This window comes from Mucilaginibacter sp. P19 (genome assembly GCF_050632265.1).
Lineage (GTDB): Bacteria > Bacteroidota > Bacteroidia > Sphingobacteriales > Sphingobacteriaceae > Mucilaginibacter > Mucilaginibacter gossypii.
On record NZ_CP192586.1, the window covers coordinates 2,332,686 to 2,346,919 of the forward strand.

Annotated in this window: 9 protein-coding genes and 2 pseudogenes; 10 read left to right on the top strand and 1 reads right to left on the bottom strand. The window is 41.9% G+C overall.

The genetic code is table 11. The features are described 5' to 3' along the window. Positions 1-173 precede the first annotated feature (173 nt). The 10 genes and pseudogenes from ACQ86K_RS11145 to ACQ86K_RS11190 all read left to right on the top strand — a co-directional run. Positions 174-464: pseudogene (locus ACQ86K_RS11145) on the top strand (endonuclease domain-containing protein); the annotation flags it as partial. Positions 465-692: 228 nt separating this feature from the next. Next, complete coding sequence (locus ACQ86K_RS11150; protein WP_091167810.1) at positions 693-3,254, top strand: DUF3857 domain-containing protein; 2,562 nt, start codon at positions 693-695, stop codon at positions 3,252-3,254. Between the two features lie 277 nt (positions 3,255-3,531). Further along, positions 3,532-4,044 carry an HD domain-containing protein gene (locus ACQ86K_RS11155; protein ID WP_431200367.1) on the top strand — a complete coding sequence of 171 codons (513 nt, stop codon included), beginning with the start codon at positions 3,532-3,534 and terminating at the stop codon, positions 4,042-4,044. Further along, positions 3,992-4,774, top strand: coding sequence for a Pycsar system effector family protein (locus tag ACQ86K_RS11160; RefSeq protein ID WP_431200368.1), 783 nt, complete (start codon positions 3,992-3,994; stop codon positions 4,772-4,774). Before ACQ86K_RS11155 ends, ACQ86K_RS11160 begins: the two co-directional genes overlap by 53 nt. Before the next feature lie 36 nt (positions 4,775-4,810). Further along, a complete protein-coding gene (locus tag ACQ86K_RS11165) occupies positions 4,811-4,996 on the top strand; it encodes a hypothetical protein (protein ID WP_431200369.1) in 186 nt (61 codons plus the stop codon). Beyond that, positions 4,977-5,777 (top strand): hypothetical protein, encoded by an 801-nt coding sequence (locus ACQ86K_RS11170; RefSeq protein WP_431200370.1) that lies wholly within the window; start codon positions 4,977-4,979, stop codon positions 5,775-5,777. The genes ACQ86K_RS11165 and ACQ86K_RS11170 overlap by 20 nt, the downstream gene beginning before the upstream one ends. A 22-nt stretch (positions 5,778-5,799) precedes the next feature. Then, complete coding sequence (locus tag ACQ86K_RS11175; protein ID WP_431200839.1) at positions 5,800-6,846, top strand: phospholipase D-like domain-containing protein; 1,047 nt, start codon at positions 5,800-5,802, stop codon at positions 6,844-6,846. Then, complete coding sequence (locus ACQ86K_RS11180; protein ID WP_256337417.1) at positions 6,843-7,739, top strand: SdiA-regulated domain-containing protein; 897 nt, start codon at positions 6,843-6,845, stop codon at positions 7,737-7,739. Before ACQ86K_RS11175 ends, ACQ86K_RS11180 begins: the two co-directional genes overlap by 4 nt. A gap of 51 nt (positions 7,740-7,790) precedes the next feature. Then, positions 7,791-11,396 carry a BamA/TamA family outer membrane protein gene (locus ACQ86K_RS11185; RefSeq protein WP_091167802.1) on the top strand — a complete coding sequence of 1,202 codons (3,606 nt, stop codon included), beginning with the start codon at positions 7,791-7,793 and terminating at the stop codon, positions 11,394-11,396. 22 nt (positions 11,397-11,418) lie between these two features. After that, positions 11,419-13,776 (top strand): GAF domain-containing protein, encoded by a 2,358-nt coding sequence (locus tag ACQ86K_RS11190; RefSeq protein WP_143020754.1) that lies wholly within the window; start codon positions 11,419-11,421, stop codon positions 13,774-13,776. Between the two features lie 53 nt (positions 13,777-13,829). Here the strand turns inward: ACQ86K_RS11190 and ACQ86K_RS11195 are convergent. Continuing rightward, positions 13,830-14,180: pseudogene (locus ACQ86K_RS11195) on the bottom strand (GNAT family N-acetyltransferase); the annotation flags it as partial. Positions 14,181-14,234: the final 54 nt, after the last annotated feature.

The following is a 14,234-nucleotide window of genomic DNA, read 5'->3' on the forward strand; positions in this document are numbered from 1 at the left end:
CATCGCTGCGCTTGTCACCCCTCTCTACGCAAGCGTAAAGAGGGGACGAGAAATTTTAATTTTGAATTTAAGTAATATCTTTACTCATCCTATCACCTTATCAAAATGAGCAGTATTATTGATTTTTGCAGAGAATTAAGACAGCGGGAAACTGTAACTGAAAAAAGCTTTGGTTTGAATTAAGAAACAGAAAGTTAGCCGGCAAAAAATTCCTTAGGCAACACCCTCTTTGTGTACAATCATATTTTGGAAAAAGTTTATACTATATCCTCGATTTCTATTGTCATGAAGCAAAATTAGTTATCGAAGCAGATGGGGCAATCCATTTGTATAAAAAAGAATATGACAAAAATCGCTATAAAGTGTTATCTGATTTAGGATTAGAAATACTGCGTTTTGAAAACGATGAAATAATAAGCAACATAAATGAAGTGTTGAATAAGATCGTTTTACACCTGCATTAATCCCATAAAACCATGAAGTCCTGAGAGTCTTTAAATCCCCTCTATACGCGAAGCGTAGAGAGGGGTGGCGAGCGGAGCAACGCCGGGGTGAGTCAATCCTTCGCGCAGTCACCCTGCCGTTTAATACGTTTATTATCCCATATAACCCCACAGTTAAATATTAAAATAGTTACATTAAATTGATCTGAATTTCTTTATTTTCAGAGCCTGTATACAAAAGCTTTTAAAATGCGTTTTACGTTTTTCCTTTGTTTGGTGATGTTGTTTTGGTGCAGCGGGACTGCTTTTGGCGATACACCATCGGTGCATATTTCGGGCAGGCCAACATGGCTTAGTGTGTTAAAGCCTTATAATCAAAAACCTTCCTCGCGTGCTATTGAACGCGGTTTTTATTATGCGCTTATCGAAGAGCAGGTGCAGGTTGAAAAACAGGCCGACTATAATCATATTATCCGCGAAATAGTATCCGAAACCGGCATTCAGAATGCATCGCAGATCTCTGTTAGTTTTGATCCTGCTTATGAGCGGCTCGACTTTCATGATATCACCGTTTGGCGCGATGGTAAACCATTAAACCGCTTAAAAACTTCGGCCTTTAAGGTATTGGCCGATGAGCAGGATCTTTCTAATTTTATTTACCAGGGAAGTTTTTCTGCCTTATGTATTTTGGATGATATCCGTAAAGGCGACCGGATTGAATATTCATATACCATTACGGGCCGTAACCCTATATTGAACGGTAAATTTTGTTCAAATATGTATGTTCAGTGGTATACGCCCATTGCACATCATTATACGGCTATTATTGCATCATCTCAGCGCAAGCTGAACTTTAAAACTTTTAATACGGTACCTAAGCCTGTCATTAGCGAAGCGAACGGCTTAAAACGTTACGAGTATGAAGGTTTCCAGGTACCGCCGGCGCACGATGATGATAGTCAGCCATCGTGGTATAACGAACGCGGTTTTATCCAGGTAAGTGAGTTTGCAAGCTGGCCCGAAGTTGTTAATTGGGCCTTAAGTATAAACCCGCCGGCAGTAAATATCAAGGGTGAGCTTGGCGAGCGGATTGCGACGCTAAAAAAGGATGCAGGTAATAACAAGGAAAAATATTTCAGGGAAGCAGTACGTACGGTGCAGCAGGAAGTGCGTTACATGGGCATTGAAATAGGCGAGTATTCGCACCGCGCAAATAACCCCGAAAAAGTATTTAAACAACGTTATGGCGATTGCAAGGATAAGTCATTGTTGCTGGTATCGATGCTGAAGGCAGGAGGGATTGACGCTTCGATGGTTTTGGTGAATGCCGATATGAACGGACATGTTGAGCAATACATACCTACAGCATATGCTTTTAACCATGCCGTGGTAACTGCCAACGTAAACGGAAAACAGGTTTGGGTTGACGCCACTATGGATAACCAGGGCGGTGAGAGCACGGATATTTACTTTCCGCGTTATGACAAAGGATTGGTATTGAAGCCAGGAAGCGACGCACTCACCACTATTCCGCCATCAAAAGGCGGTAAAGTTATCGGAGAGGATGTTTACACAGTAAGGGATGGAAAATCACCGGTACTCTTCACCGTAAAAACCACCTACACCGGCGATGAAGCTGATTATATGCGGGGTAAACTGGAGTCATCGGGGATGGCCGAAACAGAAAAGAGCTATCTCGATTATTATGCAAAGATCTATAATAAAATAGAAGTTAAGGATTCGATTATCGTAAAGGATGATTTGAAAGCCAATAAGCTTACTACCATAGAAACTTATAAAATAGCCGACTTCTTTAAGAAAGATTCTACCAGCGACAAACTTACCGCCGATCTGTTTGCCAATTTTATTTACAACCAGTTTCCCTCAATAACCGGTCGCATAAAAACGCCGGTATCTCTTACCTACCCTTACGATGCCAGTTATGCTATTAAGGTGGTTTTGCCAGGCGGCTGGAATATTAATGAAGATCATGATTCCATTAAGCGGGACTACTATCACTATGAATCGGATTTCACTGCTGCTGGCGATACTTTATCGCTTAACTACAAGCTATCCTTTTTGAGTGACTATGTGCCTGTAAACAAACTCGATGAGTTTAAGGGAGATATTAAAAAACTTAATAATACCAGCTTGGGCTACAGTTTTTCTTATACGCCGCAGGGAGTTGCTAAGCCATCAACTACAAATAGTACATTAGTTTTGGTTGTATTGCTTTTGACGGTTGGTCTTGTTTTATTGGGTGTATGGTTTTATCAAAGAGAAACGCCGGGGATTGTGTTTGCTTACGGATCGACCTTTGTGCCGATAGGAGGGTGGCTTATATTAATCGCAATAGGCTTAGCCGCTACAGCTTTGGTGACAGGTTCAAATATGGTTACAGGCGATTATTTTAGCCTCCACACCTGGAATGTGTACCATGGCAACCAACATGAGTTTAATTTCAGGTCGCTGGTTGTTATAGAGGCAATTGGTAATATTACATTAATGGTTTACGCCCTTTTTTGCCTGGTGTTGCTGTTAAATAGGCGCGATATACTGCCTGTATGTATTACCGGTTATTTTGCTTTTGGCTTCGTTTTTTTCCTGACGGATTATATTTTGGCTGCCAGTATCAGCAGTAAACTTGCAGAAACAGCACTTAGTCCATTTTTACGATCAATAGTTACAGCGGCCATCTGGATCCCTTATTTCAAAAAATCGTCGCGTGTGCAGGAAACTTTCATTGTGCCATATCCGCCTTATAATTATAGTTACGAGAGGCCCGGAGTTGCCGAAGAACCAGTATCTTAAATTGTCGGGTAGTTAAGGGCCATTTATAATTGGTTTTTGTTTTTAATTGACAGAAATTTTTGACATTCCACGAAATATCGCCATATGATTGAGATTGGTTGAATTTATGATGTTGAAAATCAATAGTATATTGGGATGGTATGCGTTTTGTAAATATAAAGGCAACCATTTTCTTGTCTTTTGCGCAAACAATGCCCGATAAATGATGTTCTCCCCCGGCATAGCTGCAAATAGGCATTTTAAAAAAATTGATTTACTTTTAACAACAAAAACTACGATGAAATTTCAACCGCTGTTAGAACAGGTAAAACAGTACGCTATATCCTATTTTGACGTACATCATGATCCCGATTTAATTTATCATAACCTGAGGCATACTAAAGATGTTGTTGCAGCGGCCACCCAGATAGCCAACCACTACCAGTTAAGTGATGAAGATTTTTTTGTGGTGATCTCTGCATCCTGGTTTCACGATACCGGATATTTTACTGATAAAAAGGATCACGAATCAAAAAGTGTTGCGCTGGCTACACATTTCCTTAAACAGCATAAAGTTGAGCAGCCTGTTATTGATAAAGTATCCGGCTGTATTTTAGCTACTAAAATGCCGCAAAACCCTGCCGACTTATTGCAACAGATCATTTGCGATGCAGATTTGTTTCATTTAGGTACAGATGATTTCCGCGATAAAAATAAGCTGTTACGCAAAGAGATGGAAGCCATCAAGAAACATGATATTGATAAGGACGAGATGGCGCAGCTACAACATCGAGTTTTTACAGGGGCATGAGTATTATACAGATTACTGTCGCCTGCTGCTTAACGATCAGAAACAAAGAAATCTTCAAAAGCTAATTGAAAAACAAGCTGATGTTGAAGTAAAAGAAACCCCGGCCATGATCACTACAGAAACAGATCGTGAAGCCATTATTACCGTTGAAAAAGAAAAGGATAAAGACCACGATGACGATCACGGCGGTAAAAAACATAAGAATGACAGGCCAGATCGCGGGATCGAAACCATGTTCAGGATCAGCTCCAGCAATCATCAGCGTTTAAGTGATATGGCCGATAATAAGGCCCATATCATGATCACGGTTAACTCCATCATTCTTTCGGCAATTATCAGTTTGGTGCTGCGTAAACTTGATGAGCATTCTAATTTGTTGATCCCAACGTTTATGCTCTTGTCGGTTAGTTTGGCTACTATGATCTTCTCCATACTTTCAACCCGTCCGTCAATCCCACCGGGTTTGTTTACCCCCGAGGATATCAATAAGAAAACAGTTAACCTGTTGTTCTTCGGTAACTTCTACCGCATGTCATACCAGGATTACAGCGATGGTATGGAGAAAATGATGGAAGACCGGGAGTTTCTTTACGGTAGCTTAATCCGTGATAATTATTCGCAGGGTGTTGTGCTTGGCAAAAAATACAGGCTGCTCAGGGCATCGTACAATATATTCATGTTTGGCCTTATTGTATCGGTAGTAGCATTCATTATATCTTCGTTATTGTAGGCGGTCGGGGTACTGCCAAAAACAAAATCTGCACCTATGGAATACTCATTTTTCGACAGGGACCTGAGCTGGTTACTTTTCAATGAACGCATATTGATGGAGGCCGAAAGCGAAGAACTCCCCGTAATGGAAAGGGTAAATTTTCTTGCTATATTTTCATCCAACCTCGACGAGATTTTATCGCGTGCGGATGCCGGTGGTAATGGCACTGCACAAGCTTAACCTGCTTAATAAAGTCGATGAAAGCGAGGATGTACTATATAAAGCCCAGCAACTGGTAGAAGCTCAGCAAAATCGCTTTGGGAAGGTTTTTACAGGCAGGCTTATTCCGTTGTTAAAAGAAAATAATGTAAACCTGCTGTTCAATGAGCCTATTCCGGCTTCTATAGCAGATAGAGTGAGCGACTATTTTTACAGCCAGGTACTTGCCTTTTTGCAACCTATTGACCTGGTAGGCGGTAAAAAACAATTCTTCCCCGAAAATAACCGGCTATACTTTTTAGTGAACCTTGGTTTGGATAAGAAGAAGGAAAGGTCAGTGATCCTCAACATTCCCTCAAACCAGTTACCGCGGTTTTTTAGTGTTAATGAAGGAGGTAAACAATACATCATTTTCCTGGATGATATTGTGCGGTATAATCTGGACAAGATCTTTAAAACCGAAGAAATAAAAGGCTGTTACAGCTTCAAAATAACCCGCGATGCTGAGCTTGAGCTTAAAGATGACTATGATGGCGACGTTCAGGAGCAGATTGAAAAACAATTGCTAAAACGTGACCTGGGTTTGGCAACACGCTTTTTGCACCAGCCAGGGATTCCGTTGCGCATATTGCATTTGGTTGAAGATAAACTGGGTGTACTGGGATCAAGTGTTGTTGAAGGCGGCTTTTACCATAACCTTAAAGATTTAATGGGTTTGCCGGTAGGTATCCCATCTTTAAAATATACTAAATGGCCGCCATTGGCGAACAGGCAGATCAGCGCGGACAGAATCTATATTTGATTACATTGATAAAGGTGATTGTATTTTTCACGCACCTTATCAATCCTATAACTCTATTCTCCGGTTTTTTAATGAGGCAGCTATCGATGAAAGTGTTGAGGAAATTTCTGTAACGCTTTACCGCGTAGCCAGCGATTCGCGGATTGTAAATGCACTGATCAGCGCTGCTCAGAGTGGTAAAAAGGTGCGCGTGTTGGTTGAGCTCAAGGCCCGGTTTGATGAAGCCAACAATATCAAATGGGCTAAAAAGCTAAAGGCGGCCGGTGCCGATATAATTTACAGCGATAAAGCTATAAAGGTACATGCCAAAGTAGGGCTTGTAAAGCGCTTTGTTGATGGCCGTGTTAAATATGCCGGACTTTTAGCAACCGGTAATTTTAACGAAAGTACTGCTGCCTTTTATACAGATCATATAATGATGACGGCCAATCCGCAATTGCTGCGAGAAATGGACCTGCTGTTTATCTACCTTGCTAAAAAAGCAAAATCGGCCGAGGGATATGATATTGATTTTGAACACCTGCTGGTGGCTCAATTTAATTTGCAATCAAAGTTTATTGAGCTTATAGACAGGGAAATTGAGCAGGCCCGTAAAGGGAAGCCGGCGGGGATCACCATAAAACTCAATAACCTGGAAGAGCGGGTGCTGATTGGCAAACTCTACGAAGCGTCGCAGGCAGGGGTGAAGATCAGGATGATTGTACGTAGCATTTGCTGCCTTATACCCGGGGTGCCGGGTATGAGCGAAAACATCACCATAAGACGTATAGTTGATCGTTACCTGGAGCACGGACGTATTTTTATATTTCATAACAGCGGTGACCAGGAGGTTTTCATGGGCTCGGCCGATTGGATGAACCGTAATATTTACCGCCGTATCGAGGTGTGTTTTCCGGTTTATGATGAGCGCATCAGGAACGAGGTAATTGCCATGCTTGATATTCAACTGGCCGATAATGTGCAGGCTGTAAAATTAAATGAACAATTGCAAAACATAAGGGTTGATAAAACTGAACCGCCGGTACAATCGCAGCGGGCCATTTATGAACTTTTACAGCAAAAAATATGACGGGGTTTAAAAAACAAGGTGCTAAACGAGCAATGACCCTTTATGTAGCCGGCATGCTTGCCGTGGCCGTAGTTTTTTTGATCATCTCTTGTAAAAATAAAGAAAAGGCAATCCCTGCCAGTCCGACGGGATACGACCTTAATAATCCTGTTAAATATAAAATGCCCGAAGATCTCACCGAAATCTCAGGTTTTGCCTTTCACAATGGTAAAAATGATTCGGTTTATGCCGAGCAGGACGAAGAAGGCTTTTTGTTTAACCTGAAACTGGGCGATAAAAAAGCTAACTATACCAAGTTTGGCAAAAGCGGTGACTATGAGGATGTGGCCATTTGCCGTGAACAGGTGATCATGCTAAAAAGCGATGGTACGTTATTTACTTTTCCGTTTAACCAGGTTAGGACTAAAGAAGTAACCAACGTACAAAAAACTGAAGGCCAGTTACCCGAAGGTGAGTTTGAAGCTATGTGTGCCGATGAAAAAAACGGTTTGGTTTATGTGTTGTGCAAGCATTGTGCTGATGAAAAAACATCCCAAAGCAGCACCGGCTATATTTTGAAAATCCAGGCAGACGGTACCCTGAAACAGACCGGCAGTTTTGCAATAGATGTTAGGGAAATTGAGCGGTTGGCTGATAAAAAGCGTGTACCGTTTCGCCCTTCGGCAATAGCAAAAAATACATTTACCAATGAGTGGTATATCCTTTCGTCGGTAAATAAAATGCTGGTAGTTGCCGATGCTAACTGGAAAGTGAAAAATGTTTATCCTTTAAGTGTTACCATATTCGGACAGCCCGAAGGTATGGCATTTGATAACCAGCGCAACCTGTATATCTCAAACGAGGGCGATCAGTTAAGTGCTGGCAATATATTGAAATTCAGCTTTAAGAAATAGTGCTTTGAAGCACAAATAGTGCAAATACTACATACATCTCAACCAAACCTCATGATTAAAAAACTACCCTTGTTGTTTGTTTTACTATTGGGCACGCTAAAAACACAGGCCCAGGATTCGGTACAGTACAGGATGATTTTAATTGGCGACGCCGGCGAAATAGACATGCAGCAAAGTGCCGTTTTAAAACATGCGGCAGCCAATGTGCTTAAAAATAAAACTTCGGTATTTTATCTGGGAGATAATATTTATCCACGGGGGATAGGATTGCCGGGTAGCCCGGAAGAAGCCGAAACCCAAAAGATCCTGCAATCGCAATACCAGCCTATGCGGGCTGCCGGTGCGCCTGTGTACTTTATACCCGGTAATCATGACTGGGATAAAATGGGCCCGCTTGGTTTAGCCAAAATAAAACGACAGTGGGAGTACCTTAATCAGCAGGGTGATAAACTGCTTAAAATGGTGCCTGAAAATGGCTGCCCTGATCCAGTTGAGATTAACCTGACAAAGGATCTTACAGTAATAGCATTCGATAGCGAATGGTGGCTATATCCATTCAATAAAAGTAACCCCGGCGCCGAGTGCGATTGCAAAAACAAAGATGACATTGCCGATAAGATCAAGCTGATATTTGAGCGAAACAAAGATAAGGTTATCATCCTGGCATCGCATCATCCATTCCAGAGTTATGGTACACATGGTGGATATTTTTCGCTTAAAGATCATATTTTCCCGCTTACCGTAGCCAATAAAGACCTTTGGGTACCGTTGCCTGTTATCGGTTCGCTTTACCCGTTTTTACGCTCTGCATTTTCAAACCCCGAAGATTTGGGGCATCCCTTGTATAAAGACATGATCAGAAAGGTTGATGCTGTTTTTGGCAGTTTTCCAAACCTTATCCATGTGGCGGGTCATGAGCATGGGCTGCAATTCATCAAAAGCAGACAGTTGCAGGTGGTTAGCGGCGCAGGTGCCAAGCAAACCTATGCTATTAAAGGTAAATACTCCCTTTTTGCTGATGCTACTCAAGGCTATGTAACTGCCGATCTGTTAATAGATAAACGGATGCGCTTTACCTATTACATCGACAGTGATAAAGGAGTTAAGCAGGTGTTTACTTATACACAACCTTATACATCGGTGAAAAATATTCCGGATATGCTGCATACGCCTATCAAGGCAGATAGCATCATGGTTAGGGTGCACCCCAAATATGACAGCGTAAGCAATTTTCACCGCCGCTGGTTTGGTGAAAACTACCGCAAAGAGTGGGCTGCCGAAACCAAACTTCCTGTGATCAGGCTGTCGGAAATTCATGGCGGATTAAAGGCTGAAAGCATTGGCGGTGGTTTCCAGACACATTCGCTTCGTTTAATTGATAAGGATGGGAAGGAATGGGTGCTGCGTAGTGTGGAGAAACAACCTGAAAAGATCCTGCCCGATGAATTCCAGGAAACCTTTGCCAAAGATTGGGTTAATGATGCCATGAGCGCCCAGCATCCGTTTTCGGCGTTAATAGTACCACCGCTGGCCACCGCCGCTCGCGTTCCCCATGCCAACCCGATAATCGGTGTGGTATCGGCTGATCCGGTTTTAGGGCAATATGCTAATATTTTTGCCAATAAAGTTTGTTTGCTTGAAGAACGCGAACCAGGCGGCAAATCAGACAATACCGTGAAGATGATTGGTAAAATGCTGGAGGACAATGATAATACCGTAGACAGCGAGGAGTTTTTACGCGCCCGCCTGCTCGATTTGCTCATCGGCGACTGGGACAGGCATGGTGACCAGTGGCGCTGGCGCGATGAGGATAAAGGGAAAGGTAAATTTTATACTGCCGTTCCGCGCGACCGCGATCAGGTTTTTTACACCAACCAGGGAGTATTGCCAACCATAGCAGCGCAGCCATGGATTGCGCCGAACCTGCAGGGCTTTAGCGGTGAGATCTACAGCGTAAAATATTCCTTATGGAAAACCATGTTCATGCAACGATGGCCATCGGTACAATACAGTCATGAACAATGGACAAAAATTGTAAAAGATTTTGTTGCGGCAGAAACTGATGAGGTACTGGAAGCCGGTTTAAGGCGTCTGCCCGAATCATCGTACAAATTAAGACATGATGTATTGCTGAAACAACTGAAGGAGCGTCGAGCCAATATCCCGGCCGAAATGGAGTATTACTACAAATTCATCAATAAAATAGTTGATATCCATACTTCAAATAAAAATGAGCTGGTAACGGTGGAAGATGAGCCTAATGGCAGCCTCAACGTGATCATCAATAAGATCAATAAAGATGGTGAGATTAAGGATACGCTCATGAACCAGAATTATCATCCTGATATTACCAAAGAGCTCCGCATTTATGTAAGCGGCGGTGATGATAAAGTAGTGCTTGATAATGCCACATCGCCAATTAAGCTGCGGTTTATTGATAGCACAGGCACCAAAACTTACAATATTGTAAAATCGCTTAACACGGTACAGCTTTATGACCGTGGCAAAAAGCTGACTATAACTGGCGATGAATCAAGGGTTAACAAACACATAAGTAAGGATAGCGCTAATACATCGTACTTAAGGGTTAACCTGATGAATGTGATAGCGCCGCTGGCTAATATCTCTTACAACCCGGATGAGGGCGTATTGCTTGGAGCAGGTTTTAAATATACTCACCAGGAGGGTTTTCAAAAACTGCCTTACAACGATGTGCAAACAGTGTTTGCCAGTCACTCGTTCACTACAAAGGCTTTTAAGATTAAATATAACGGCGAGTGGATCCACGCTTTTGGCAAAGCCGACTTTTTGATGGATGCCCAGCTTGACTTTCCGGATAATATCAATTTTTTTGGCCGTGGCAATGAAACACCATTTGTTAAAGTAGGCGATTATCGCAAATATTACCGTACCCGCTTTGATAATTTTACCTTTAGCCCAGCCTTTAGGTGGCGCAATGAATCGGGCACTTCTGTAACGGTAGGCCCTGCTTTTCAGTACTATAAATTAGATGTTGATGACAATATCGGCCGATTTATTACATATCCGTTACTCACAAACGCGCCCGACAGTTATACCTTTGACAAAACAAAAATGCATGCCGGTATTGTTGTTAACTTTACCAGTGATAAGCGCAACGATAAGGTGCTTCCGGCCTGGGGAAGTTTTGTAAATATTAAACTTCAGGAGTTTAATGGCTTAAATAATAACTCTACAAGTTTTGCCCAGCTTATGCCACAGGCTGCTTTGTACAAAAGCCTGAATGCCAAAAGCACCATTGTTTTGGCCGATAGGGTGGGCGGCGGCATTACCATCGGAAAAACCGCTTTTTATCAGTCGTTGTTTTTAGGCGGGCAGGATAACTTATTAGGCTACAGGTTATACAGGTTTGCCGGCCAGCATAGTTTTTATAATAACCTGGAGTTGAGGATAAAATTAACTGATTTTGCCAGTTATATAGTTCCAGGACAAATAGGGGTTTTAGGATTTTATGATATAGGCCGTGTTTGGGAAAACGGGCAAAGTTCAGATAAATGGCATAACGGCACCGGCGCAGGCTTTTACGTAGCACCGGCAAGACTCGCGGTTATCAAGATAATTGCAGGTTACTCTGAAGAAGGATGGTACCCTTATCTTTCAACAAGTTTCAGATTTTAAAGAGGGTAAAACTGTTATAAAAATGCACACAGAAGTACTCAATATAAGCAAAAACGAATGCACCATTTGTCAGGTTGAAACATGCCTGACATTTAACCCGTTCGTGGAGCATTTAAAAGAACGGATTGCTACCGAAAAGACGCTCAAAAGCGAGTTTTATCGCTATGTTTTGGAACGTTTTGAGCATGATATATGTATTGACCTGGATATGCGGCCCACGGACGCCGAAAAGTACCGGGAAATGCTGGAGCTCATTTACTCCATACTGACACCGCCAATAGCTAACGAAAAGGAATTTCACTGGGCGCTAAGTACACCGGTACCTGATAAGATATTTTTCAGTACTGAGGCTTTTTATGATTTCCATTCAAGTCATCATTCTAATTTATATGCGTTGAATGTATCCAAGAACGAAATGTTCAGTGATAGGCAAAAGCGGTTCATTTATAACCTGATTCTTGAGCGGATGTATGGCTTTTCGTCGGCAATTAAGAATGAATTGCTGTTTTCATACGAAGATCCTGAAACCGGTCTTTCAAGGTATTTTAATATCCAGACTGATGCCCGTTTCGTGGAGATTGAATTGAATGGCGAACTGCCTGAACTTAGTTTTGATACTATTGAACCGTATTTACATTCGCATACCAGCCTTGAGCTTATTGAAAAGGTAATACCGCTCAATATTTTTAAATTTAAGGGGTTTTCGATAATTACATTAACTGATGTAACGCTAACCCATGCGCTCGAAAATATTCGTACTGAGCTTGTTAACCATTCGGCAAATGAGGAGGAGCAATATGCGCACATCATCAGCTCGCTAAAATCCCTTGCCGAAAGCCCGGGCATTGAGTTTGGGTTGATGCCTTTTTTAACTATCAATAATGAGCCTATTTTTGATAACGACGAATGCTCCAGAAGTATCCTGCTTAAGGCCGCTAAAGATTTTAACCTTGCGGAAGAAACGTTTGACGCCATCATTGATGATTACAACCAAAACCCGAGGCCTATCTTTTTCAATTCCATTACCAACGAAAAAATAGGTAAATTCCCCTTTTTGCAGGTTTTGAAACAAGCCGGCATTAAATCTTACGGAATTTTCCCGGTGTACTACAATAAGAAAAATGTAGGCATCATGGAAGTATTTTCATATAAAGAGATTGTTTTTTACGAAAAACTGCTCTCGAAATTACAGGCTACTATCCCGCTGATTGCCCAATTGCTGCAAAACAGCATCGATCAGTTTGAGGCCCGCATTTCAAGTGTTATCAAAAATAAATTTACCTCGTTGCAACCGTCGGTTCAATGGAAGTTTAATGAAGTGGCCTGGAATTATCTTAAGGAAAAAAGAAAGAAGAAAAAGAGCCCCGAAATTGAAACAGTATCATTCAGCCATGTTTACCCTTTGTTCGGGGCTGTCGATATCCGCAATTCCACAGTTGAACGCAACAGCGCCCTGCAGGAGGATTTGAAAAATCTGCTCACCATACTTATTGAAACGCTCCAGGTTTTAAATGAAAATATTCATTTAAGCCTTACCGGCAAGTTGGTATCTAAATGCGAAGAGTGGCTCGAACGCATCAGCGGTTATATTACTACCAATGATGAATTGATGCTGGATACTTTCCTTCATAACGAGATTAATCCTTTCCTGGAGCATTTCAGAAATAATTACCCTGCCGAAAGGGAAACTATTGACAGGTATTTTAATGCCATGAATGAGGAAACCGGCGCTTCGTTTGAAAACAGGCGTAAGCTGGAAACCTCCATGCAGCTTATAAATACTTCTATCAACCAATACCTGGAGCAGGCTCAGACAGAAGTGCAGGAATCATTTCCCTGTTATTTTGAAAAATTCCGTACAGATGGGGTGGAATATGATATTTACATAGGGCAATCGATAGCGCCGCAACGCGTTTTCGATATGCTGTACCTTAAAAATATCCGTTTGTGGCAGTTACGGTCAATGGCCGAAATAGCCCGGATGACAAACGACCTTGGCGATCAGCTTTCACGTCCTTTGCAAACCACGCACTTGATATTTATTCACTCAAACGCTATAGATATCAGTTTCAGAAACGATGAAAGGCGTTTTGACGTTGAGGGGGCCTATAATATCCGTTACGAGGTGGTAAAAAAGCGGATTGATAAAGTTTTAATAGCAGGAACTTTTGAACGCCTTACCCAGCCTGGCAAAATAGCCATGGTATATTTTAACCCAACAGAAGCTGCTGAATATGACGAGTACATCAGGTACCTGCAAGGACAGGGTTACTTGCTTGATGACCTGGAATATCTTGAACTGGAAGAGTTACAGGGCGTTACAGGCTTAAAAGCGTTAAGGGTTGGAGTTAATTATCAATTGCCGTTATTAAATAGCTAAAAGCCTAAGGCTTAAAGCGAAAAGAAATCAATAAAGCAAAAAAGCTTTCGGCCTTAGGCTTTCGGCTTTGAGCTTGATAAGATCGCTTTCCTCATTAATAAATCGGTTTGCTTATCGCTTCCCAGGACAAATTCATGGCTGCTGAATACTTCAAAGCCATGTTTTTCATAAAAAGCAATTGCTTTTAGGTTGTGTTCCCAAACACCAAGCCAAACGTATTGCAGGTGTTTATCCGTAGCTGCTTTTAAGGTGAAATCAATAAATTGGTGGCCTATCTTTTTGCCGTGATATTCGGCCAAAACATAAATGCGCTCAATTTCAACTGCAGCAGGATCCTGAAATTCTGTTTGGGCGTGGCAATAGTTTAGCTTGAGATAGCCGGTTATTTCACCATCCAGCATCGCGAAGAAAAATGAGAGTTTGGGTTACTGAGCTCTGCTTGTATTTTTTGCGGCGTG